At 59.8% G+C, this 22,822-nt stretch carries 20 protein-coding genes and 3 pseudogenes; 6 read left to right on the top strand and 17 right to left on the bottom strand.

Annotated elements, in window-relative coordinates; translation table 11 throughout:
• Positions 1 to 13: 13 nt before the first annotated feature.
• The gene (locus BN2476_RS42730; RefSeq protein WP_087740157.1) at positions 14 to 961 is read right to left on the bottom strand and encodes a PAS domain S-box protein; all 948 of its coding nucleotides are present in this window, start codon (positions 959 to 961) and stop codon (positions 14 to 16) included.
• 56 nt (positions 962 to 1,017) lie between these two features.
• On the bottom strand, positions 1,018 to 1,395 hold the full coding sequence (locus BN2476_RS50125) for a hypothetical protein (RefSeq protein ID WP_087740156.1): 378 nt from the start codon (positions 1,393 to 1,395) through the stop codon (positions 1,018 to 1,020).
• A 751-nt stretch (positions 1,396 to 2,146) separates the two neighbouring features.
• Between BN2476_RS50125 and BN2476_RS42720 the strand changes: the two genes are divergently transcribed.
• Positions 2,147 to 2,329 (top strand): hypothetical protein, encoded by a 183-nt coding sequence (locus BN2476_RS42720; RefSeq protein ID WP_143811219.1) that lies wholly within the window; start codon positions 2,147 to 2,149, stop codon positions 2,327 to 2,329.
• Positions 2,330 to 2,909: 580 nt separating this feature from the next.
• Here the strand turns inward: BN2476_RS42720 and BN2476_RS42715 are convergent.
• Together BN2476_RS42715 and BN2476_RS46215 are read right to left on the bottom strand one after the other, a co-directional pair.
• Positions 2,910 to 3,261, bottom strand: a pseudogene (locus tag BN2476_RS42715) (alpha/beta hydrolase).
• A 431-nt stretch (positions 3,262 to 3,692) separates the two neighbouring features.
• On the bottom strand, positions 3,693 to 3,959 hold the full coding sequence (locus BN2476_RS46215; RefSeq protein ID WP_143811218.1) for a hypothetical protein: 267 nt from the start codon (positions 3,957 to 3,959) through the stop codon (positions 3,693 to 3,695).
• A gap of 276 nt (positions 3,960 to 4,235) precedes the next feature.
• Here BN2476_RS46215 and BN2476_RS42700 point away from each other — a divergent pair, with 276 nt between their 5' ends.
• On the top strand, positions 4,236 to 4,559 hold the full coding sequence (locus BN2476_RS42700) for a hypothetical protein (RefSeq protein ID WP_143811217.1): 324 nt from the start codon (positions 4,236 to 4,238) through the stop codon (positions 4,557 to 4,559).
• Positions 4,560 to 4,570: 11 nt separating this feature from the next.
• Complete coding sequence (locus BN2476_RS42695) at positions 4,571 to 6,487, top strand: site-specific integrase (RefSeq protein ID WP_087740150.1); 1,917 nt, start codon at positions 4,571 to 4,573, stop codon at positions 6,485 to 6,487.
• A 1,361-nt stretch (positions 6,488 to 7,848) separates the two neighbouring features.
• Here the strand turns inward: BN2476_RS42695 and BN2476_RS42690 are convergent.
• Positions 7,849 to 8,826, bottom strand: coding sequence for a ParB/RepB/Spo0J family partition protein (locus BN2476_RS42690; protein ID WP_087740149.1), 978 nt, complete (start codon positions 8,824 to 8,826; stop codon positions 7,849 to 7,851).
• Positions 8,823 to 10,034 carry a ParA family protein gene (locus tag BN2476_RS42685; protein ID WP_087740148.1) on the bottom strand — a complete coding sequence of 404 codons (1,212 nt, stop codon included), beginning with the start codon at positions 10,032 to 10,034 and terminating at the stop codon, positions 8,823 to 8,825. The genes BN2476_RS42690 and BN2476_RS42685 overlap by 4 nt, the downstream gene beginning before the upstream one ends.
• Positions 10,035 to 10,734: 700 nt before the next feature.
• Between BN2476_RS42685 and BN2476_RS42680 the strand changes: the two genes are divergently transcribed.
• The 3 genes from BN2476_RS42680 (at position 10,735) to BN2476_RS49030 (ending at position 12,883) form a co-directional block, all read left to right on the top strand.
• Positions 10,735 to 12,099 carry a replication initiation protein gene (locus BN2476_RS42680; RefSeq protein WP_227747143.1) on the top strand — a complete coding sequence of 455 codons (1,365 nt, stop codon included), beginning with the start codon at positions 10,735 to 10,737 and terminating at the stop codon, positions 12,097 to 12,099.
• 183 nt (positions 12,100 to 12,282) lie between these two features.
• Positions 12,283 to 12,459, top strand: coding sequence for a type II toxin -antitoxin system TacA 1-like antitoxin (locus tag BN2476_RS49610; protein ID WP_321574805.1), 177 nt, complete (start codon positions 12,283 to 12,285; stop codon positions 12,457 to 12,459).
• 112 nt (positions 12,460 to 12,571) lie between these two features.
• On the top strand, positions 12,572 to 12,883 hold the full coding sequence (locus tag BN2476_RS49030; RefSeq protein ID WP_227747144.1) for a hypothetical protein: 312 nt from the start codon (positions 12,572 to 12,574) through the stop codon (positions 12,881 to 12,883).
• Between the two features lie 399 nt (positions 12,884 to 13,282).
• Here BN2476_RS49030 and BN2476_RS50065 read toward each other — a convergent pair whose 3' ends face one another.
• From BN2476_RS50065 to BN2476_RS42615, 11 genes and pseudogenes are all read right to left on the bottom strand, one after another.
• Entirely contained in the window at positions 13,283 to 13,843 is a 561-nt protein-coding gene (locus BN2476_RS50065; protein WP_407670901.1) for a hypothetical protein, read from the bottom strand.
• A gap of 810 nt (positions 13,844 to 14,653) precedes the next feature.
• Complete coding sequence (locus BN2476_RS42660) at positions 14,654 to 14,962, bottom strand: hypothetical protein (protein ID WP_087740146.1); 309 nt, start codon at positions 14,960 to 14,962, stop codon at positions 14,654 to 14,656.
• Positions 14,963 to 15,013: 51 nt separating this feature from the next.
• Positions 15,014 to 15,166, bottom strand: a pseudogene (locus BN2476_RS46915) (DUF932 domain-containing protein); the annotation flags it as partial.
• A gap of 148 nt (positions 15,167 to 15,314) precedes the next feature.
• Positions 15,315 to 16,340 (bottom strand): tyrosine-type recombinase/integrase, encoded by a 1,026-nt coding sequence (locus BN2476_RS42650; RefSeq protein WP_087740145.1) that lies wholly within the window; start codon positions 16,338 to 16,340, stop codon positions 15,315 to 15,317.
• Positions 16,337 to 17,305, bottom strand: a complete 969-nt coding sequence (locus BN2476_RS42645) for a tyrosine-type recombinase/integrase (protein ID WP_087740144.1) — start codon at positions 17,303 to 17,305, stop codon at positions 16,337 to 16,339. The genes BN2476_RS42650 and BN2476_RS42645 overlap by 4 nt, the downstream gene beginning before the upstream one ends.
• Positions 17,306 to 17,327: 22 nt before the next feature.
• Complete coding sequence (locus BN2476_RS47845; RefSeq protein WP_160111871.1) at positions 17,328 to 18,518, bottom strand: tyrosine-type recombinase/integrase; 1,191 nt, start codon at positions 18,516 to 18,518, stop codon at positions 17,328 to 17,330.
• Positions 18,519 to 18,523: 5 nt separating this feature from the next.
• A complete protein-coding gene (locus BN2476_RS42635; protein ID WP_235851224.1) occupies positions 18,524 to 19,516 on the bottom strand; it encodes a tyrosine-type recombinase/integrase in 993 nt (330 codons plus the stop codon).
• Positions 19,509 to 20,438: a tyrosine-type recombinase/integrase gene (locus BN2476_RS42630; protein WP_087740143.1), complete on the bottom strand. Its 930-nt coding sequence runs from the start codon at positions 20,436 to 20,438 to the stop codon at positions 19,509 to 19,511. Before BN2476_RS42630 ends, BN2476_RS42635 begins: the two co-directional genes overlap by 8 nt.
• Positions 20,435 to 21,676, bottom strand: coding sequence for a site-specific integrase (locus BN2476_RS42625; protein ID WP_087740142.1), 1,242 nt, complete (start codon positions 21,674 to 21,676; stop codon positions 20,435 to 20,437). The genes BN2476_RS42630 and BN2476_RS42625 overlap by 4 nt, the downstream gene beginning before the upstream one ends.
• 157 nt (positions 21,677 to 21,833) lie before the next feature.
• Positions 21,834 to 22,514: pseudogene (locus BN2476_RS42620) on the bottom strand (DUF932 domain-containing protein); the annotation flags it as partial.
• Positions 22,515 to 22,568: 54 nt separating this feature from the next.
• Positions 22,569 to 22,822 (bottom strand): antirestriction protein (locus BN2476_RS42615; protein WP_143811215.1); only part of this gene is annotated, 254 nt, incomplete at its 5' end.

Here is a 22,822-nt window from a genome sequence, read left to right as displayed (position 1 = left end):
CAGCGCGGCTCCGTCATTGGCCCCGATGCGGTCCGACGGTCAGGCGCGCATCGATTTCTTCATATAGTCCGTACGCATCTTTTACGGCGCTTGCGGCAAGACGTTTCGCGTGAGCGAGCGATCCCGCGTCACCAGAACCCTCTTCAACCGAGGCCAATAAAGCCCGCGCTCCATCGACCATCGCCGCCCAGTCCATGACCCTCTTCAAAACGTCGAGGCAGTATGCCTCCCCCAACGCGGTGCGCCGATCGCCCGTCCTCACAACGGCGTCGCTATCAACGACTTCCGGAATTTCGATTCCCGAGCAGACGATACATTCGGCACTGCCACTATTTCCAGCGCCGATAAATCTGTTGCGAAAGAGAAATCGCCGCGAGCCGTTCACAGTCTGAACGTTCCTCTCAACGTCGTAGGGCTGGCCACGCTCAAAAAACCGGGTAATGTTCCGCCGGGACGACTCACCTTCGTCCGGCGTCATGAAAAGTCTTTGGGCGTTTTTTCCGATTACATCAGCCTCTTTGCGGCCGGCATATTCCTCGGCCATCTTGTTGAAGCGGTGAATCGTGCCTTCCTTGTCCAGCACAACAACGACGGCGTTCACCTCCGAAATAATTCCCTCCGCAAAGGCCAACGCGTCCATCGAATTCCTTGCTACCGTTTCCGCATCGCAAAGCGCCGCTGCTACGCCCGCCCAATGCGCCTCACTGATCTTCTTGCCGACTAGCTGCAATTCAACATTTCGCCCAAACAGCCGCACGTTGAGAAGCAACACTGTTGTCGCGCCAGTCACGTCACGGATGGAGGCAGCCTGCTCGCCGTTCAAGGGGATGGAAAGTTGTGGCTCTTGCTCGCCGCCTGCCCGAGACAGTACCAGCTCGTCGCTAGACGAGGAGAATTGCCAGACTGGACTGGAAGTCCCGAAGTGCCTATCGAATTCGTCAAAGACTTTCTTGCTCTTCATCCGTTTACACCCGCAACTAGGTCATGCGATTCGTTGAGTTTCGAATCGAGGCTTGTTCAAACGTCACGAATATTCACGACTTTCCTAGGAACCTCTGGTTGTACCAACCGAACTACATCGTGCGCGAAGTCGATGTTGCGATGAGAGGCCGCAACGCCGTGCCAGGTATGCTCGCAAACTTTTTTCCCGTACAGATACAGGGTAAGGGACCTGCCGAATATATTGACCTTGCATACAACACATCCGACGCCATCGTGCAACTTGCGTATTTGCGAAATGCTGTTTGAGTCGACTGGCACAGCAGCGCATCGATAGCCGTGCGCATCAGCGAGTTGGACGGAATCGCTGTCGCTCGTCACCGTCCAAGCAGGCGTAAGGAGTCCAAATCGAACAGTGAGAAAATCATCAGTATGCAGTTCATTGATCTCTAACATCAGACTGCCCAAGTTCGCAAGAGGAGCAACTAGTGTGGACAATGTTAAGCGACGAAGGGGAGCATCGTTACAAATTGTTGCATAAGCACATGCAATATGCATCGAATTCTTAACGCATTTGTTGAAAATGAAATCATGGCACGGCGACGGTTCGCCATTAACCACTCATAATTAGTTAGATATACTATTCACCTATGCTCGCGATCGCCGATCGCTGTAAGTTGGCGCTCGATCAAAGCAAGTGTGTCTTCCACTCGAAAATCGAGCCTCGGCGTCCGCTGAAGTAAAACTCAATGCGTTCTGGGAGTAAAAGTAGATGCAGCCGTGGTCGAGCGATCGCCGGATTGGCCAGCCGGATTGCTGAAGGTGTCTGTGACGATCTCCGAACGACCTAAAGGTCGAGAATCGACGGGGGCACGGTATCGGAAGCGGGTTCTTTGCCCCGGCGAAGCGCAGTTCTGCTTCGTCGGTCATGAGCCCGGCCACGTCGACGAGTTCGTACAGGCGCTGCAGCAGGGCCTCGCGCCACTCGGCTCGCTGGTCCGGGCTGGTTGCCTCTCCAGCTGTTCAACCAGCAATTCCGCCGTCTGCAGGTAGTTTTCTACCGCGATCATGGCATTGCTGCGCGCGGCGACCAGCAGGCGTAGGTAGTGGTCAGCCAGCTCCGACTCGCCACCGATCCGGTGCAGCGTTTCCCAAATGCGCTATAGCTGGGCTAAGGAATCATCGTGACCTCGTGAGGCGCGCCAAGGTGCGCAAAGACATCGCGCTGGTGATCGTGGGCGTCGTCAGTTCACTAGCCATGATGCAACTCGCAGTGCTGTCCTCGCGCGAGCGCGCGAACGAGGAAGGCAGGCGCAGGCTGCGAGCCGCGGCCGGCCATTCAGCCGGCTGCAGCGCACCACACCGCGTCACGCGTATTCCCAAGAGCTGATCCGTACCCGTGCTCAGCACAGGCGACGACAATTCCTTACGGTCGACGTATCCGGTAGACCCGAGGTTAGCGGTTGAAAACCCAGTAATCGCTCCCGTTCCGCGTCTTGTGTGAGAGGCCGAACCGTTTGCTGGGCCGCGTGTCGGCTTGGATGATGTAGTAGAGATCCGAGAGGATCGCGCCGGTCGCCGACATACGAGTGGCCCGTCAAATCCATATCGAGATTGGTTACGTCGATCGTCCCGATCCCCTTCAGCAGCACCACATTCTCGCCGGAGTCCCGGCCCGCGAGCCGCCACGCACCAGCACGCGTAAAGACTCCCGTAGACGCGCACCTATCGGAAAGCGGCCCCTGTCAAAGAATCCGTATCACATTCAACGAGCGCCGTCAGGCGGTACAGGAGTGATACGACACGAGCCGGCCAGTCACGCGGAAATCAGCGAAAACTGAACAGGGAAACCGGCGGCCGCCGCAGCGCGGCCACCGTTTCACAGAGCGCGCCGCACTGATTGACGGATGCGGCCACTTTCGTTGTGCAGCTCAACGGGCACCATTTTGGAGCCGCTATTTTCCTCTGTATCATCCAATCGCGATCAGACCGGGCGCGATCTGATTGACGAAAACATCGGTGTCGATTTCCGGCGCAGCAAGCACCACCTCACGCAGCCGGTAGGCCTCGTCCGGGTGGTTGCGGGCAAAGCTCACCAGGGCGCGCGTCAAGCCGCGCTTGCCCATGCTGTACGCGATGACATACAGATAGGCACTCGGCGAGGCCGAGAGGACCCCCATGACGAACTGCTCGATGTCGCCCTCGGCGCGTTCGATCGACTGCTCGTCCTCGAAATAGCAAATTGGCCTATCCCGCGACGGCCATGAAGAATACCGGTGCGCCCGCGAAGTCAAGGTCGTACGCCATCTGCGCGGTGCGCATCGCCGCGTCCTCAAAGCTGACGTTGTAGCCGTGAATGAACAGCAGCACGCTCAGCGTCCACGCGTTTAATGCCTTCGTGCGCATTCCCGCGCGGAACTGCTCGTATGGGCCAAGCGCAACTTGAAGGATCGACACGTCGCGGTCGGGGTCACCGTGAAACTCCATCCGCAGCACGGACGGCGACTCAATGGCGGCGGTTCCATGATTGCGCGGGATGCTGACATCCACGCTGAGTTACGGTTGGCGCATAGTCACTCGTGAATTGCGGCGGACCATCTGTCGGAGCGGATACGACCCGGTCCGTGCCGAAGAATACGCGCACGACGTCGTAGCGGCCGTTCGCTCCTGTCCGCTTTGGCGCCACTTTCGGCCGGACCGGCTGCGCGTGCGTGCCCGTAAGTGTAAAGCCGCGGAGAAGATCGTTGTTTGGTCTAGGTCCGGACGTAATGTCGTTGGTGACGGATGCGGGGGCGCCAGAAGCGGGCGGCCCGGAAACAGGGGGCACTCTGCGTGCCCGAGCCCTTCACCGCGCCTGCGCCCGACAGTTCGTTCGTGATGTCCCAGAGGCCGCTTTCGCGTCCCCGGTTGGGGACGTAGTTCTTTCCCTTTCGCGGCACGAACGTGGTGCCCGAGAGAGAGTTGCTTAGCACGCCATTCACCAGAAAGTCCGGATTGAGCGTGCCCCGGTTTGTGTTCATGCTTTGTGCGCAGCCGTCTGTCAGGAGCAGTGCGAGACATAGTGCCGCAATTCCCCGGACCATCGCTGTCTCCCTGCGCCACGCCTGCCTCTCGGACCGGCGTGAGGTTGCCGCAGCGGCGCTCGCTGCTATCAACATAGGAAAAATCGCCTGCGCTGCAAGTACAAACAGTGGTGCCGACCACACAACAATCGCCACATCTGATAACCGGAGTTATCACGAATGCCGTTTTTCGTTGTCAGTTCAGGAACTGGATGATAGGATGCGTCCAAGTGATTGATTGACAAGAATAATTTCCGGTCCGCGAGGCCGCGCACCACCAATATGGCCGCCCGAACGCACCTGATTCCCAGCTATGACTACGCCCGGCTGACCGCGCGCACCGAACATGAACTGCACGAATTCATCGCGCGCGAGGCCACGCGCGCCGGCAGGCGCCGCCTGCACCACGACTTCGCGCTGGGCGCGCTGGGCGCGCTGGCCCTGTGGTTCAGCCTGGCAAGGGGGCTGGTGGGACCGGAGGACACCGCGGGCCGCGCACGGTTCGCCGCCGACCACGACAGACTGGCAGGTCTGATCCGGGACGGCTTCACCCACTGAGGCGACGACCGATGCGACTCACCCGGCAGCACTTCACGCTGTACCGCGGCTACCTCGATGGTGTGTCCGTCGAGCAGCTGCACCGCAGTTATGGCGACGCGGCGACCGACGTACGCGCGACACGGCGGCTCATCGCGACACTGCGCGATGCGCTGGCCGCCGCTGCGCGACGCGCGCGCGACACCGAGGCGGCTCACCTGCTGCGCCTGAAACCCGGCAGCATTCCGGCAGCCGACCTGCATGGCCGCGATGACGTTCCGACGCTGGAGGCGTACCGCGAGCAGGTGGACCCGGACTGCGTCTATGGCGAAGCGGAACTGCTCGAGCTGTACCGTGCCGACTTCCCGCCTGCGGCGTCGCCGCGCGTCGACCGGAAAATCGTCCGCAATGCACGGCTGCGTGCGCGTCAGACTGCGGCGCTCGCCCGCATGGAATCAACCCTCGCCGAGGCGCCCATCCCTGACCACCCGCTCGACGGCTGGTTCGAGCCCGCAGTCGCCGCCCGCCTCGCCGCGGCGGGGCAGACCACGCTCGCCGATCTGCTCACGCTGATCCGCCAGCGGCGGCAGCGCTGGTACACCGCCGTGCCCCGGCTCGGGCCCAAGGGCGCGCAGCGCATTACGGCCTGGCTTGCGCTGCATGCCGGGTCAGTGGGCGAGCTTCCGCCGCTCGCGCTCACGCCGCGCCGGCAGTTCCCGGCGGGCCATCCCGCACTCGCGCGACCACCCCGGTTGGGGACATCAGTCGACGTCGTGCCGCTGGAATCGCTGCGGGTCCCATCGGAACTGGATGGCTCGCACGGTCTCAATCGGGCGCCGCTGCCTGCACATCAGGCGACAATCACGACCGATCTGGACGCCATTCAGGCCTGGATAGCGATCGCCGGCGCCCGCAGTGCGCACACCGCGCGGGCCTATCGGCGCGAGGCAGAACGCCTGCTGCTGTGGACCCTGATGGTCAAGGGCAAGCCGGTGTCGTCGCTGCATGCGGAGGATGTCGGCGAGTACGTCAACGGCTTTCTGGCAGATCCGCAGCCGGCAAAGCGGTGGATCGGCAACGGCAAGGCAGAACGGTTCGATCCCGCGTGGCGGCCCTTTGCCAAGCCGCTGCCGGAAAACAGCCGTGAAATCGCCCGCAAGCTGCTGTCGGCCATGTTCAACTGGCTGGTCGGGCAGCAATACCTGCGGGTCAACCCGTTCCACGACCTTCCGAAGGTCGGCAGCGCGAGGCCGGCGCTCGACGCAACGGGACGCACACTGACGCACGCGCAGTGGCGCCTTGTGCTGCAGACGGTCAGCCGGCCAGCCCCCTCGCCGGCGGAGCAGCGCGACCATTTCGCGCTGCTGCTCGCCTATGCGACGGGACTGCGCCGCGCGGAACTGGTCGCCGCGACCACGGGCGCCCTGTCCCGCAAGGTCCTCGACGCCGCGCTGGATGACGCCTGGGCGCTGCAGGTGGAAGGCAAGGGCCGGCGCGCACGTCAGGTGCCGATACCGCACCGGCTGATGGACGCGCTCTCGCGCACGCTGCAGCGCCGCCCGACCCCGCTCACGCTCGAGACCGCACCCGGCGCGACGCCCCTCATCGCCCACCTGAAAACGGGCCTGCCGCTGACGCCAGACGCGCTGGCGCGTCTGTACAAGCGGATTTTCGAACGCGCAGCGCAGCAGCTGGAGGGCGCCAATCCGGGGGCCGCGACCGAACTACGACGCGCCAGCACCCGCTGGTTGCGCCACACGCACGCCAACCACGCGCTCGATGCGGGCAGCAATCTGCGCGACGTTCAGTCGGGGCTGGGACACGCGAGTCTGGCGACCACCACTTGCTATACGAAGGGCGACGCGGCGCGGCAGTACCGGGCGGTCGAGCGGTTTTTTAATGCGGCGCTAGACGGGTCCGCGGTCCATCGCCGACCTGATCAGACATAAGCCGCTGTCAGAGACCGCCCGTCTGAAGGACCTCCCGGGTGCCGGGGACAAACGGGCACGAGTGCGATTGCGTTGTCCCTGCCTTGCGCGACCGAAACGCAAGATAGGGCGAAATTCGTGAAAGGACTGGAAAGTCCGTGAGACGCAAGACTCAGGCTCCGATCCGGCATTGCACCATGCACTGGCCGCTCGCGGACAAGCCCACTCAAAAGTGCTTCTCATCAGTGTAAGCTCGAACTGGGCAGACCATCCAGCGGCTCACAAATCTGCAGATCATATCGGCTACTTCCTTCGCGTCGGCGCGGCACGAGCGCTGACCGTGACGAACGCCCTGAATGCGTGAGTGTTCTAATTAGAACACTGGGGTCCGCTGCCAATCATCAAGCCTGATACCTGAAAAGAACGCTTGCGAGTGTTCTAAATAGAACAGGTGCGCGGCCACGCCTCGAACCGTGGTTGTGCGACGCTGCGCACGACCATCCCACCTGGCAGAGTCGTACAACGCTCGATGGCCGATATCCACGTGATCAGGCACGCGGGGCGTTGCCGAGACTTGGAGTACAACAGGTCCGTTCGCTCCTACGCTGGCTGACTGCTGACCCAGCGTTACGGCTTCGCCGACGACGCGCGATCGGGTGGGACGTCACCCGCGGTGATGATGAGTACGGTGTTGCAACCCTCGCAACCCCCAAATCAACGCTGCAGAACTAATATGCGCTGCTGAAGTCCTACAGGCACACGGCGAGCAAGGACATTCTGCGCGTGTTCTAATTAGAACGCCGAAGGTGGGCGGCAACCCAGCGACTTGGGTTGTTCGAATTAGAACACTTCCCGTCGGGTTTGGCCGCTTCAATCGCGGCAGTTCGCATGGGCCACATCTCCCTTGCGCAGCGCCGTAGCACCGCTTGGGATTCGTCGAGGGACAGGGCGCTGCGCTGAGAAACGTGGCATCTCCTGGCGGATGAGGAGTGCAGATTGCCGCTGCCGCGCCGCGTCTTTCGCCTATCGGACGGGAAATGCCTTGTGAGACGTAGCGGGCTCGGATCGCGGCGCCGCTTTAACCTGTGTCCCGACCGGCATTCCGTCGACCTGCCATCTGACGTATCGCCGTGCCATCGAGCCGAGTTCCGGGCAAGCAGTCACCGGCTCAGGCTCAGTGTTACATCAACGAGGGACTTATGACGTGCTCACTTCAGCGCACCCCTCATGCGATACATTCTTGTCCTTATACTAGCGGGCGCAGCGCATGAACTAGTCACGAGCGAGGATGTGAGACAGGTGCGAGCCCGCGTCGTTGTTCCGCCCGGCACGCCTGCTTACCATGACCCCACCCCCACCGCACATGTATCGGACAACGCGGCTCACTCCGGCCGGATCGAAAACATCTTCCCGATGTGCTCTCGAAGCTCGCTCTCCTGCTCCTCCGTCATGACCCCGGCCTTGAACTTGAACGTCAACCCCTTGACATCCTTCGTGATACTGCCGGCCTGGACCTTGCCAGCAAAGATTTTCAAGATGCTTCGTCCGCCCGCGTCGCTCGGCGCGAGACCGCGCGACACCTGCGCCGTGATGGAGGCCCCCACCTTCGTCTGCACCAGGTCACCACCGAGCACGAGCGGCCATAACTCCTTCAGTGCCTTCAATCCCGCCTCTCCCGTCTTCTTCAGGACATTCGCGATATCCTGAGCCGAATTCGCACCCAGCACGGACGGATTCAGGTCCAGGTCCCGCTTGACAAAGTCAGGCAAGTCATCGAATGCCAGGAATTTGTAGAGTTCGTTGCGGGTTACGCCCATCACTTCCGCTAGGCGGGTACGATTCGGAAATTCGCTCTCCGCGCGACGGACCGCAATTGCAATCTCATAGTCTGAGAGATCGTCGCGGGTGACGTTTTCCATGAGTGCGAAGGCCGCCATGTCCTCGTCGGAGCACTCTATAACGACACCGCGGATGCTTTCCCGGTTGAGAAGCTTGTGCGCACGCCAGCGCCGCTCACCAGCAACCAGCTGGAATGTCTCCCCAACCCGGCGGACAGTGACGGCTTGTAGCAAGCCAGCCTCGGCAATCGAGCGGGCCAGTTCCGAGAGCTTCGCCTCGTTGAATTGTCGACGCGGCTGCCAGGGATTCGGTACGATGGTGCTTACCGCGATCTCCGTATCGACGCCCTTCGACTCCAGCTCCTGGATACGCAGTTGGGCCGCAGCAAGCGCGCTCGTGATGCCAGGCATTGTTTGCGGTCCCCGACCGCCTTTGTCCTTCTTGCCCCCATCCTTAAAGTCAGCAGGCGTTGGCAGGTTGGCCGTCTTTGCCATCAGCTGTTCGCGGATGTTATTGCTCATGCCGACTCCTTCCAGGATTTCACAAACATGTCGTCCAGCCATCGCGCGTACTGCATCATAGGCTGCCTGACACGCTGTAACGACTTGGCCGTCGAATGCGTGCTGACGACATCGAGCGCCGTCGAAAATGACAGGGCTCCCCCGCTCATCACCGAACTCGATGGAATCTCAAATGGGTCAAGCCACCGCCCATAAGCACTTTGCGCCCACTGTCTGACCACTGGTGCAGACGACGTCTTCCCGTAGTCCACTTTCGACAGCAGAATGGAAATGAATTCATAGACTTTGTCTTCCTCGTACGGAAGAAAGTCTTCTGCGACGTCCGAAAACAGGCGCCAGAACGCCAGGGAGCTAATGAAGTCCAGATTCTCCGGGATCATGGGCATCACAAGTGCATCGGCCGCGAGCAGTGCGTTCAGGTTCATGTAGGACAATGATGGAGACGTATCGATCAGTATGTAGTCGTACTGCGACCGGAGCGGTTCAAGTCCCTGCCGCAGTACTGCCCAGAACCGGTATCCCTGAACTGTCTTCTGCCGGGCGGGCAGCAGAAACTCCGCGCCATACAGGAACGTATGACCCGGGATGATGTCGAGACCGTCCCAGTAAGTCGACTGCACTTTCCCACTTAGACCGCCCTCAATGTTGTGGTCATAGATGTACGGCAAGACAGTATCTTCACCGGAAATCTCCTTCTCCGCGTACAGTCCGCAAAGTTCCGATGCAGATGCTTGCGGATCAAGGTCGATGAGAAGTACATTTCGTCCGAGCAGCGTCAGAGCCTGCGCGAGGCAGACTGTTGTTGTAGTCTTCGCAGACCCACCTTTCAATTGTGCCGTAGTGAGCACCTTGCCCTTGAAGTTGCCGTCCTCGTTTCCAAGCCGCGTCTGGTAAACGTCGGAAGCCATCTTTACCCAAGCGCGTACTTCGGGCAGGGTAAACGTCCGACTGCGACCATTGCCGTTAAGCGTCCCGGTCGGCAGACTTGCATCGTCCCTAGTCACCAGATATTGGATTTGTTGACGCGTCAGACTGCACATTTCGGCTAGTTCGCTGATCGTGTAAATCGGCGCGACCTTGCGCGGCCGTGGTGCGAGAATCTGCTCTCGCAAGTTATCGGAGAAGGGTTCGAGATTGTCAGCGAACTCCGCTACTTCTCGAAGCGATACCTTTCGGTCTTCCATCGGTAAGGTGCCTACGTTAGCCATTCTGCGCTTTCCCCTTGAATTGACGTCGAAGCGCAGAATACACGAATCCGCGTAAACAGGGTTGTAATCAGTCAGTTTTTTTATCTCATCCCTCAAGAACCGCCACCAAACCCCTGATTTTTCGTGACCTTTTTTGCTCGACGGCGGATCGCTTAACCACGCGCACGACGTGCCTCAGCGCGTCCGGTTTGCCGTTTCCGGTAGCTACCCGCCTCCGAAGCTGGAATCAGAGCACAAAAAGCACCCCGAGGGCGGTTTTTGTGCTGCGCGGCTATATGACAAAATTGTCCGTGTTTTCAAAGGCTTAGCTAACCGCATCTCGGCCAGGTTCTGCCTCCCCTTTCCTTCGTTTGTTTGGTTCTTGTAAACATAAAACCCGCAAACCAACAAACTAGGAAAAATAAATCCTTTAAAATCAATGCAATCTTGACATTCTGGGACGGTTTTTGGGATCTGTGGGACGGTTTTTGTGACCGCACAGGCGGAAAATAGGCAGGGTAGGACGTTCTTTGTGAAAACCGGGTCGCAAATTGTGATGAGTAGAGCGGGGCGGGGCTGTTTTTGTGCTCGGTTTATCAGGTCTGGTCGGGGGCGGTTTTTGTGTTGACAGGCGATACCCGGCTGATAGAGTGCCAGGGGTTGGCGCCGAACCTGACGAATGGAAAATCGAACCCCTCCCGCTACCCCGCATCAGCTCGCCTTGGACATCTACGAAGACATGTCCGCGGTTGGCACACCCATTCACGAGGCGAGCAGGGACATTGGTTTTCTGCGCAACAACATTTTCACGCGGGTTGGTGGTCTGGGCATCGCCGCTCGCCGCGTGCTGGACGCGGCCTATTTCATCGTTGCCACGAAGTCGCCAGATGAACTTGTCGATGACAAGGTGTACACGTTCACGGCCGACGTCAACTACTTCAAATGGTTGATGCGATACGACAGCCGGAATCACAGCCATCTCATCGCACAGATGAGAACTGCGGCGAAGGCACGCGTGGAAATCATGACAGCGCCATCAATCGAGGAGCTGACCGAGAAAGACTCGTGGGGGACGATCAGTCTGCTGGGTGATTGCTACATCGAGCGCAACGTCGTCTGCATCCTGTTGGCCGGCAGGGTAATCAAGTATCTCATCAGCCCGTATAAGGCGCACTGGCTCAGCCTGCGTGCTTCGACCGCCTTCTCCCTGTCGCTGGCCCGTGCTATCTACGATCGGCTCATTCCATGTGAAGGTCATGGGGTGACGGAGTGGTTCGCATATGAAGAGGTCTTGGAATGGCCAGGGAAGGTCGGCGAGTCACGTAAGGAAGTCAAGGAATTCAAGAAGCGGTTTCTTGAGCCGGCAATGATTCAGCTCAATGAAGTCTCCGACTTTGAAGTGAACTGGGAACCGAACGCGGAGCGCATGCCGCCAGAGAAACTCAAGATCCGATTTCGTTTCAGGAAGAAGCGAGGTGCAGACGCAGCACGGGCCGGCATCCAGGACGACATGTACCTCCTACTCCACAACGAGTTTGCGTTTGACACGCCAGATTTTGAGATGCTCGCCAAGAACCGCCACGTCTGGACCGATGAGCGCCTTGAGCAGGCCATCGAGTACACCCGGCACAAGTTGAACCTAGGTAAGGTGACGAAAAGCCCGAAGGGTTATCTTTTCAGGGCGCTCGACGGCAATTTCCGCCTAGGCGATGCCGACCGGAGAATGGCGTCCATCCAGGTGAGGCAGCTGGAGGCTACCCAGAAGGAAATCCGCGGCCGTACCGCTGCAGAAGCAATGGTGCAGGCGAGCATTCAGGTCGAGGCCGAAAAGGCAACTTTCAAACTGAATTCTGAAATCAGGGCGGGCCGTGAATTCTTTGAGTCTGCTGACAGCGGCCTCCGGAGGGACCTCTTCCATTCCTTCGTCAGCCAACGCCTCCAGCAGAGACTTATCGAAAGGCAGGGCGTATCACGGGATTTGCTTAGCCCCGACAATATTCTTTCAGTGAACCGGGTCGTCGCAGACGCATTCGGCTCGCACGTGCACGCGAAGATGAAAAGACTCCTGCCTTCGGGCCGGTCCTGACTTCGAGCGTCAATGTCTCCATACTGCCGTCACCGTGGCGCCGATTTCGGCTCGCATGAGTGCGCGCTCCGCCCCGGGATCGCCGCCCAAGGAGCGCTTGTCAACGCCCGCACTTTTGCAGCAGATCGTAATGACGATGTTATTGCGATCTGCTATACCGGCGTTTTCCGTCAGTGACCTGTTGTGACTACCGGCGATCCGGCGCCGCCGAAGCGCGAAACGCTGAACATCCAGATCCGGCACGAGGACCTCGGCCTGATTGACCGGGCCGCCAGAACGCGCGGCAAGAACCGCACCGATTTCATTCTCGACGCCGCGCGGGCGGCGGCCGAAGAGGCGCTGCTCGACCAGGTGGGATGACGGCCAGCCCCGACGCCGATGCGGCGTTACCGGCGCGGCTCGACATGCCACCGCGGCCGATTGAGCGGCTGCGCCGGACCATGCAGACGCCGGCGCCCTGGGATGCTCCCGCATGACGGTGCGCGCGCCCGAGCCGCTTGGCGCGCAGCACGAGCTGGAGGCCTTCCCTTCGGGAGTCGAGAGTCTGGACCACTGGCTGAAGCACCGCGTGCTGAAAAATCCGGAAAGCGGGGCCTCCCGGACCTTTGTCGCCTGCGACGGCCAGCGGGTGCTGGCGTACTACGCGCTCGCGTCGGGCGCCGTGGCCCTGGATGACGCGCCGGGGCATTTTCGCCGCAATATCCCGGACCTCATTCCTGTGGTGGTGCTGGGTCGCCTCGCGGAAGACCGCTCACTGCAGGGCGGGAGCCCGGTCGGGCCCTGATACGTGATGCTGGTCAGCGCGTCGTGCAGGCGGTCAGCACGATCGGCATTCGCGGCCTGATCGTGCATGCACTGTCAACGGACGCACGGACCTTTTATATGAGCGGGTCGGGTTCGAGCCATCGCCGCTCGATCCGATGATGTTGATGGTTACGCTGTCCAACCTGCAGGCCGCGCTTTGACCATCGCGAACCGCTCGCAGCTGCGCCGCAGCACCCTCAACGCACCTGAACGCGGATTCCGCTGCACTGCGTGCGTTCGTGCGGCGCGTGCCGATAGTCGATCGCACGCCTGTATTACGACGCCGACACTGCGTCGCGTGCGGCGAGACCCGAGATGACGGAGCGCCATTGCTTGCGCACGATTCCTTACCTCCCAGTCTGACTCCCGATAGGTATTGCTAGTCCAGTTCCGCCCAGCCAAGGATCACTTTCAGCTGGTCGTAGGCATTCGCGATGCGCTTGTGTAGCGTTTCGAGCTCATCGCCATGGGACGCGGATACGGCGATCGCATGCGCAATCTGTCGCATGCGCACCAGCGCATCGCGACATTCTGCTATGTGTGTGACTGTCGCTTCGAGCTCGCCTGCCCAGGTAGCGTGAATCACATCTTCTGCCCCGTCGAAGACTTTCAACTGCGAACTGAAGCGTGCCGAGGCGGCCGCCTGAGCGGAGTCGTCTGCCGTGTCCGAACCGCTTTCGGGCGGATTGCGCCAGATGCGGCCCAATCCGGCCACATCACAGAGAATGGCCCAACTGGCATACGGAATGGGGGCGTCGCCTCCCGTGTATCGCCGGATCGTGCGCGATCCGGCGGAACCCAGCCCCAGCAGCTGAGCAGCCGCGGCGCCGCTCAGCTTTCCCAGGCGCAGTACTTCGCGCACCTCGTTGGCCTCTGGGCGGACCCAGAAGTCATGGGCTGGGCGCAGACACGCCGGCCGGATAGTGGTCCGTTCGTTCATCTATCAAATTTCCCGTTGTCGGTTGATGCGATTGCACTCCAGCCCCCACGGCTTCGCCGTGGGGGATTCACGCGCCCACCGGGCGCTTGACGACCCCGACCGGCGGTCCACCGGTGCCGGAACCGGATCGTCCCGCCGCGATCCGCGGCGCGCCGGCGCGCACCCCATGCCTGCCGGCGCGGGCCCTAGGCGCCTCGATCCGGGCGCGCGGCGCGCGCGATATGCCCGTGATTATCCCGATTCCGGCCTGCAGGAGGGAGGGTCCGCGCGGGCACCCGGTGCTGCCCGCCTACGACGCATCATGCGCGATCGGGCGGCCCGCGAAGACCGCCCCGGATTTCAGGCCTTGCCGTCACGGCGATAGCTTGCGCTGCACAGCGCCAAGCGAATCGCGGCCGTCTGTTTGGGCTTGCACCTGGCGACATCGAACCCAGGCACGGGCTCGTCGACGATCCGTCCGTACATGTCAACGTCAGACGCGGTTTAGCATAGAGCGCGCCGTCTACGCCGGGTGATTGCCTAGCACACAGTAGTGGATCACCTGGTCAATCCCGGTAATGGTCAAGACGCTAGTCATGTCAGCCTCACCGGCCCGCGCAATTGTTGCGCGGGCGAGGTGGTCAGTCAGGGATCCGCACCTCATACAGCCCGTTGTGAATAATCGTCACGTCGGAGCAGGACATACGTGCAATCTCGCAGGTGAAGTCAAACGGTCCGCAAAAGGGCATGATTTCAGGAATGGAGTGGTCGCCGACCGAGGTATCCAGCACATCGCCGCTGACCCGTTCTGGACACGTTTCTTGACGGTCGTCATTGCAGGTGGCCCCGGTCTTCGATGGGCATCGCAACCGGCGCGGAGGGCGGCAGCCGCTCGAAGGTGGCGAGCGCTGAACGTGCAATCGCGCGAAGCTCCTCAAGGTGCATGTCAATGGCGTTGGTGTCGAGGTCGAGCATGTCGGCGATGCGCTTCAGTGCGTCGGCGGAATGCGCGGCAGCGTCAGCCGACAACGCCATGCGGTATAGTTCGCCGCGCACGATGCTTCGGTCTCCATATTGCCAGACAGCCAGTAGCGGCAGCAGCGCGGCGAGCCACGTGGGACGGGTGTTGAGCGTATCCATTTGATATCCCCATGTCAGGGAAGAGGCCGGCCCGCAGGCCAGGCATCCCGGTTAGCCGCGCATGCGGCGCAGTTCGTCAGCAAGTACCCACAGGGCGCGGTTAAGTTTGACGTTCTGATCGATGCCGGTGACGGCGCGTGTGGTCGTGGGCCGCCCATTCGCGTTGCGGCCATGCAGACCGCCGCGAATCATGTTTTCCTGGACTTATGTGGCGATGCCGCTTACGTTGAGAAGCGAAGTTTTCGAGTATGAAGTCCATGTGGACGGCGGATTTGTTGCACATTATTTCTGGGTGGCCAGATGGGTCAGCGCGGCCACGTTCATGCAGCGCGCCGCGCCGGGTTCGCGAAACCTATAGTCGCCGCAGCCAACTGGTCAGTCGGCTACCGTCGAGCGGAACTGCTGATATAGCGGGTGCGCCTAGTACCTCGGGGAAGACCTGAGAGAGCGCTTGCCGCTTCAGATCCATATCGGCCTTTGCGTATCGCATCGTGGTGTTGAGCTGGGCGTGCCCCAACCACTGGCTGATCGTTGCGAAGTCGACGCCGGCCTTTAGCAGGAAAACAGCCGTCGTGTGCCGAAGGCAGTGGGGATGTGGCCGTCTCGCCCCTTCGCGCGATCCTTGTCCGCTGGACACAGGCAAGTATTTGTGCAAAAGGTAGCGAACGCCGAACCGTGTAAGCTGTTCACCACGGCGGCTTCGAAACAGAAACTCATCGGACTGCGTAAAATCATCGGCATCGCGTACCAGTTGGTGCAGCAACTGCGCTGTGCTTTCCCAGATGGGACACAGGCGTACCTTGTTGCCCTTACCCGTGAGGCGAACCTGATGGGGAGGATCGAATCGGATATCTCTCGCCTTCAGATTCAGGACCTCCTGCACTCGTGCTCCGGTATTGAGCATCGTCGCAAACAATGCGTAATCGCGTCGACCTGTCGCGGTGCCTCGGTCTATCGCAGCAAGCAGCGCTTCGACCTCATTCGCGTCAAGATAATCGATCGGTACACGCGGTGCGCCACGTTTGAACGGGATATTGAGGACGCCCTGAAAAATGAGCATGTGTTCGGGATCGTGACCGCAGAGGAAGCGGGCGAACGTATGCAGTGCCGCCAACCGGACGTTCCGGGTGGCAATAGTGTTCTTGCGCTCCGCTTCCAGATGGGCAAGGAACCGAATCACGTGATCAGCCGTGAAGTCAAGCAATTGCAGTTTGTCTGTCGTCCTATCGGTATGCTCGGTAAGGTAGCGTAAAAACAATATCACGCTGTCCCGGTAACTATGAATCGTATGCAGACTCATCCCTCGCTGGGCGGGAAGGTAGTCCTGAAAGAAGCGGAATATGGCCTGTGCAAGGTCAGTTGGAAGTTGGCGTTTCATAGCGATTCTCCCTCTACGAGATAGCCGAATCGTTCTTCGAAGCGCGTGCTAGCCAGCCGACGAAGGGTTGGCACCCACTTCAGGTAATACGCGGACGATTCGATCGATGTGTGTCCCATATACAGCGCGAGCATCGGCAACTTTGATTGCACGTCAGCCCGTTGCCGATACCACCGAATCAACGCCTGCAGGGCGAAACTGTGGCGAATGTCATGCACACGCGGACGTCGGCCGTATTCGTCGCGAACCCCGGCAGCGTCAAACAGATTTATCAGCGCGGCCTGCATGCCTGGATGACTGTACGGATGCAAGGTGCCTCCAAAGCGATTGCACAGTAGCGGCGCATCAGCTTTGGTACTGGCCAGGGCACGACGCGTGTCGAGATAGGCTCGTAGTTCTCCGGCTGCGCTCTCGGACAACGGGATGAGCCGCGACCTATGGAATTTGGATTCACGAATACGCAGCACGCTACCGCCTTCTTCCACGTCGGAAAGCTTGAGTCGCAGCAGCTCGCCCAGGCGCAGTCCGCACGTGTAGAGCAGTACAACGGCGAGTCGCATACATGGCCCACGTAACGGAAAGCTGCGGTTTGATGATGAGAGTCCTGTGGCCACAGTGAGCATTCGACTGATCTGTTCGGGCTCAACGATCACGGGCGTGACGTATGGTCGCTTCCTGGCAAATCCTTCGGCTTCCGGTACAAACACAGTGGGATCACTGCGCCGTCGATAGAGGCAGAAGTTGTAGACGATCTGTTGCCACTTACGCCGCGTATTGCTGTGCCGATTCTTGATGCTGTTGTTCCAGCGCTCATATGCAATTGCGTCGAGTTCGACGCGGCCATTCTCGAGAATTTGTTTCTGGATATGCCTCAATAACCAGGACTCCTGCCGGAAATGCAAACCAAGCGAAATCTTGTACTCGAGGTAGCTCTCGACAGCCTGCTCAAGATTCAAGGCGCACATGATGACCTCCTGATCCTGGTTGTTACTGGGGAACGGGCAATGGGACGTCTCTCAACGCGCTCATGTTCAGGCGGAGGTAAACAGCCGTGCTCTCCAGGCTTTGATGCCCCATCAGGTCGCCAATAGTCTTGATGTTCACGCCGCTTTCGAACAGCCTCATTGCAAATGAATGACGCAGGGCATAGGCAGAGGCATCGGCGATTGGAAGACCACTGCGGCGGGCTCGAAACTTGAACGCAGCGCTTACCGCCGCGCTCGTCATTGGCCGATCCGGCGCCGTGGAAGTGAGAAAGAGTGCTCGACAAGGGCTGGCCCGTCGGCCTTCCGCAAGATAGCGGTGAAGCAGCTCAATCGTTTCACTCGCCAGCGGCAGGGTAAGCCAGCTTCGCGTCTTGTACTGCTCAACACGGAGAGCCCTTGCAGCCCAGTTGATCGAATCGGTTGTCAATCGCGTCGTCTCACCTGTTCTCAGACCATAGCGGGCCATCAGGTGGAAGAGCATGAAGTCGCGCCAACCGCAACGGTCATGTCGGTCAATAGAGGCAAGAAGTTGCTCAATGAGATCTGTTGTGAGTGCACGTGGCGGCTGATCACGTCGAAACGCGCGAGGAAGGTCGATTGATTGAATCGGCCGTGGAAGTACGCCTCGCTCCGAGCAGTAGTCCAGAAAGACACGGATCTGAGCGACGACGTAGTGAAGGGTGTGGCGGTTCATGGAACGTGACCGTCGACTGACGTAACGTTCCAAGTCGTCGACGTTGATCGAATCCATCGATGAGCTATTAGCGAGCGTAGCATTCAGGAACCAACGAACTTCGTTGACATATTGCGAAACGGTACGTGGACGCAACCCCCGAACCTCCTTAAGATACTCGGCGAACTGCTCAATCAGTACCGCCCTCGGGCCCTCCGCTGGCGTCGGTAAAAGTCTATCGACGGAGAGGAGGAAAGCACGAAAAGCGTGGCTGGCGTGGTGATACAGCCGAGGTTGGCAGCGATTGCGGAACGCGCGATCGATTTGCTGATCAGTCCATTGACTGGCCGACGGAAGATCGAACGCATCCAGAGAGCGCATGGCACGGAAAACGAGTCGCTGAGCGTAGCGCGGCCCGTACCCGTGGCTGATCAACCATCGCGCGAACTCGTTGAGCTCGGAGGCATGCGGGGAGCACGTGTATCTCGCGTGGACGCGAACAAAGAGTTCTTCAAGCATGACGATCACCTCTTGATATGGATGAGGGATCTCAACGCTAGCGCGAACCGAAAAGTAATGTGCAGACGTAGCGCGAGAAATTCCCGACCGATGCAGGATCGGTTGAATTGCTCCACGTAAGCGGCATCCCCACATAAGTCCAAGGAGACGTGTCCCAACCAGGCACGAATCGTGTTGATGTCATTGCCTGAGCGAAGCAGATGGACCGCGCACGAATGCCTTATGCAATGCGGGCTGATCTGCTTTGCGGCGAGAGATGGTGACGTTTCTGCTGCTTGCGCAACGACCCGACGAACAAGTCCATAGATTCCAAAGCGTGTCAACGGCTGTCCGAGCCGGTTAAGGAATACGAAGTCGTGGGTGGCGCGTCCGGCAACAAATGGTCGTAGCACGTCAGCCGCGTCGGGCCATAGGGGACACCACCGTGCCTTATTCGCCTTGCCGACTAGTCTGACAGCCAGAGAGCCGTGCAATGCGCAGTCGCCGACAGTGAGATGGGCAACTTCGTCTACACGTGCGCCAGTGTTGTACATGAATAGCAGCACTGCATAGTCGCGTCTGCCCACCGGTGTCCGAATGTCAGGCACTTGCAGTAGCGCATCAATTTCTGGCTTGTCCATGTACGTTAGCGTCGCCTTCGGCGTCTTCCTGAAGGGAATCGCACGAATTTCTGCACTCCAGGCGACATGTTCAGGACTATGCATGCCGATGAACCTGGCGAGTGAATGTATCGCGGCAAGACGTGTATTGCGCGTGACACCGCTGCAGCCTCGCTCCTTCTCCAGGTATGCGAGGAAGGAGCGCAACAGCGAAGGCGAGAGGTCGTCGATCGTAAGACGATCAGCCGACGTCTTCCTGGCTTTGCTCAGATACGGAAGCAAAAGGACCAGCGTATCACGATAGCTGGCCTGTGTATTGCGAGCGAGATTACGGTCGGTGACGAGATACTCGAGCAGGAATCGGCGCACCCACGGACCGAGCAAGGTATGGTCACGCATGGCGGATCTCCAGTTGAGCGTAGCGTTCGAAACGCAGACTGGCCTCGTGCATCAGCTCGGTGGTGATACTGATGTACTGCTGCGTTGACGAAATGCTGACATGGCCAAGGTACGTTGCGAGTTGCGGCAGTAGTCGTTGGACGTCATCACCGGCGCGATACCACGCGATAACCCGGTGAACGGCCGCGGTGTGGCGTATGTCGTGGATGCGGGGCTGATAACGTGCGGCGTCTTCACGTCGGATGCCAGCAGCGTTTCGGACGCGGCGAAATTGCTTGCTGATCCACCCATAGTCGAGGCGATGGCCCGTGCGGGTTGAGAAGAAGGCCGAGGAATCACCAGCGGGCAACGGGCGTCGGCGACGGTACCACAGGTAATCGGCGAGCACCATCGCGAGTCGCGGACCAATGGGCACCATCCTCGTCTTGAAGAATTTGCTGTTCCGAATCACCAGCACACACATCTGAAGATCGACATCCTGTATTGTGAGCGACAGCGCTTCACCGATACGCATCCCTGTCCCGTAAAGCAGGAGCAGCAAAGTGCGCATGGTTAGCGCCTGCATCGGCAGGACATAGGTCGCCATCAGTAGCCGCTCCAGTTCCCCGATGGTGTAAATGTGCGGCGTCAATGGCGGCGGAAGTCTCGGAATCTGAGCCGGGAGCGGAGATACCGATGCCAGCCCCCTTCCGATTGCATAACGATACAGGCGTCCAAGGATCCGATACTTCTGCACCCAACGCGCGGTGACCGGACCGCTTCCTGCGATAAATGCCAGAACGGATTCCGGCCTGACTTCTTCGACGGCGACATCTCCCATGGCGCGACAATAAGACCGGAGCTCCTTGATGTCCGACCGAAAACGCAGACCTCGCGAGCGCTCGCAATTGATATAGGCGTTGACCATATCCGCGAGTTTCATGACAACTCTCCCAGATCAAATGCCGCCACCTCGCGCAGGCCAGCCAGATCGACCTTCGTGTAGATACGCGTTGCGTCTGTACTGCGATGTCCGAGATGATCACCGATCTCCTTGAGGGATAATCCCTGCGCAACGAGACGGGCGGCGCAAGCGTGGCGCAGCGCATGTGGTCCGTGATGGGCGCAGTGGATGTCTGCCGCCTTCAATCGCGGCGAGACCACGCCGTATATCCCCGTTGCAGACAAAGGTCGGAACGGTGACATAAGCATGAGGAAAACCTCGCGGTGAGCTGATCTTGGGCGAACGCCCTGCAGGTAATCGACAATGGCTTTGCCAACCGAGGGAAGAAGCGGGTAGACCTGCGGTTCTTGCCGTTTCGCTCGACGCACGCGAAGCTGATCCCGCTCCCAGTCAATATCATCGAGACGAAGCTTCGCGACTTCGGTTGCCCGCATTCCGTAGATTGCCAACAGCATGAGGATCGCACGGTCGCGGACATCCTTCGGATCGGTTGAGTTGAGACCCGCAAAAACGCGCGACACGTCTGCCCACGTCGGCCCAGCTGGCAAGCTCTCAAGGGAATAGATCCGTGGCCCCTGAATGGCCGCGGCGAGGGACGGCTCACACCAATGCGCTAAGCCTCCAAAGCGAAAGAATGCCCGCATTGCGTCGACGGCAGTTCGAATGGTGAAGCGCCCCCATCCTCGTTGACGGCCATATGCGAGATACGCATCGATATCGCTGACACGAACTTGGGACAGCGAACGCCCACCCGGGCCGTACCAAAGTAAAAATCGCGTGACGAGGCGAGCGTAAAGTCCGACCGTCGATTCAGCGAGCCCTCTCTCATTCGTTGCCCATTTGCAGTAGTCGTCAAGGTGTGACTGAAAGGGGATCTGCACACCAGGCCTATCGAGACATCCGAGGTAACGGAGCCACCCGCGAGCCGTGCTAATGGTTTGCCTTCGCGTCCAGTAACTGTCGATCTGTCGATGCCGAATTCCCTTACGATCGGGATCGAAGAGGAAAGATCGCAACTGATCAACCGTGAGATGCAAATCAGCGCGCTCACTGAGCTGATGCGCGATCCAGAGCAGATCCCATGCTTTGCGTCGCACCGTATGATGCTTATCGCCTCGACGCTCGCAGTGTTCGAGATATCGGATTCGCTCTTCGGCGTACGGCGCATTTGCGTGGAGCGCCACAGCAAGGGATGACTTGAAGAGATGATCAAACATGGTCGCACCTCCATCAATATGATGATGCGTGACCAGTGGGGGCTATTATTTATGTGTTGTCAACGGAAGACGAACACCGATCTCATGCGGTGCGATGAACACAACGCAACATAAGCGTCACCGCAACATGATTCAGGTAACGTTACACATAACGTTACTGCACGCGCGAGAAAGTACTCCAGAGATCCGGTGCGCGATCCTCTACGCGACGTGGCGCGAGTAGTTGACGTTCGGTGACCGGCGCGGGCTTGCCCTCGTCGTACCGTAGCGCGAGCGCCGCACGGGCGAAGGCCGTCTGCTCGCCCTCATCAAGTACCGAAGCCATCATGCCCTCGCGCTGTTCTGCAGCGGCCTCGAAGCTGTCGAGCATCCTGAACGCGCCTTCGATGACCTCGCCGACCACGTCGCCCTTGTGCGGCACGCGGATATCGGCGATGGTGTCGCCGCACACCATGCCGTTCTGACAGACGAACCTGAAGCAGCCCCCCACTAATTGACAGCTTGAGGTCCCGTTGTGCGCATTGAGCAGCACGATTTCGTTGGCTTCTTTGCCGTTGATCTGCTCGGCATGCCTTAGCCGGAGCATGTGCCTTGTGTAATCGCGCATTCCCTCGTTGCGCACGCGTGTCTGGCAAACCATGAAGGGCTGAAAGCCTTCCTTGCGCAAGGCGTCGAGCACATCAATGGTCGAGATGTAGCTGTAGCGCGCGGAGCGGCTTTCATGTGCGGCCTGCGCAAGGATGGACGGCGCGACCTGCGCAATCTCGTCATTCGATAGTGGGCGGTCCGAACGCAGGGCGAGGGCGTTACGGCTAAAGCGGCTGGCAAGCGTATTCATGCTGTTCCCCCAATGAAAGGAGCAGCCCCGACCCCGCGGGCCGGGGCCGGTGGATCAGTCGATTGCGCGGAGAATATTGGCGGCCTCCACGTGCTGCGTGGCGAACACGCGCAACTGGTGATAGCGGTCGGCGATGGCATCGTCGAGCGTTCTTTCCGCGAGGTGGCAGAGGGCGAACAGGGTCACGGTGATGCCGAAGGCGTCCGCGCCCATCATGTCGCTGTAGCCGTTCAGGTGCCGGCGCACATGCACGCGCGCCGAGTCAGCCGGGGCCATGTAGAAGCCGCCATTGGACAGCGTGAAGAAGT

It is taken from the genome of Paraburkholderia piptadeniae (assembly GCF_900007165.1).
In the GTDB taxonomy this organism is placed as follows: domain Bacteria; phylum Pseudomonadota; class Gammaproteobacteria; order Burkholderiales; family Burkholderiaceae; genus Paraburkholderia; species Paraburkholderia piptadeniae.
This window is presented reverse-complemented; position numbering and strand designations above follow the sequence as displayed.

What these genes read in the sequence shown, in the direction of transcription:
- BN2476_RS42730 (WP_087740157.1), bottom strand. Translation starts at nt 961, where the DNA reads ATGAAGAGCAAGAAAGTCTTTGACGAATTCGATAGGCACTTCGGGACT.
- BN2476_RS50125 (WP_087740156.1), bottom strand. Translation starts at nt 1,395, where the DNA reads ATGTTAGAGATCAATGAACTGCATACTGATGATTTTCTCACTGTTCGA.
- BN2476_RS46215 (WP_143811218.1), bottom strand. Translation starts at nt 3,959, where the DNA reads ATGAACACAAACCGGGGCACGCTCAATCCGGACTTTCTGGTGAATGGC.
- BN2476_RS42695 (WP_087740150.1), top strand. Translation starts at nt 4,571, where the DNA reads ATGCGACTCACCCGGCAGCACTTCACGCTGTACCGCGGCTACCTCGAT.
- BN2476_RS42690 (WP_087740149.1), bottom strand. Translation starts at nt 8,826, where the DNA reads ATGAGCAATAACATCCGCGAACAGCTGATGGCAAAGACGGCCAACCTG.
- BN2476_RS42685 (WP_087740148.1), bottom strand. Translation starts at nt 10,034, where the DNA reads ATGGCTAACGTAGGCACCTTACCGATGGAAGACCGAAAGGTATCGCTT.
- BN2476_RS49030 (WP_227747144.1), top strand. Translation starts at nt 12,572, where the DNA reads ATGACGGTGCGCGCGCCCGAGCCGCTTGGCGCGCAGCACGAGCTGGAG.
- BN2476_RS50065 (WP_407670901.1), bottom strand. Translation starts at nt 13,843, where the DNA reads ATGAACGAACGGACCACTATCCGGCCGGCGTGTCTGCGCCCAGCCCAT.
- BN2476_RS42660 (WP_087740146.1), bottom strand. Translation starts at nt 14,962, where the DNA reads ATGGATACGCTCAACACCCGTCCCACGTGGCTCGCCGCGCTGCTGCCG.
- BN2476_RS42650 (WP_087740145.1), bottom strand. Translation starts at nt 16,340, where the DNA reads ATGAAACGCCAACTTCCAACTGACCTTGCACAGGCCATATTCCGCTTC.
- BN2476_RS42645 (WP_087740144.1), bottom strand. Translation starts at nt 17,305, where the DNA reads ATGTGCGCCTTGAATCTTGAGCAGGCTGTCGAGAGCTACCTCGAGTAC.
- BN2476_RS47845 (WP_160111871.1), bottom strand. Translation starts at nt 18,518, where the DNA reads ATGCTTGAAGAACTCTTTGTTCGCGTCCACGCGAGATACACGTGCTCC.
- BN2476_RS42635 (WP_235851224.1), bottom strand. Translation starts at nt 19,516, where the DNA reads ATGCGTGACCATACCTTGCTCGGTCCGTGGGTGCGCCGATTCCTGCTC.
- BN2476_RS42630 (WP_087740143.1), bottom strand. Translation starts at nt 20,438, where the DNA reads ATGAAACTCGCGGATATGGTCAACGCCTATATCAATTGCGAGCGCTCG.
- BN2476_RS42625 (WP_087740142.1), bottom strand. Translation starts at nt 21,676, where the DNA reads ATGTTTGATCATCTCTTCAAGTCATCCCTTGCTGTGGCGCTCCACGCA.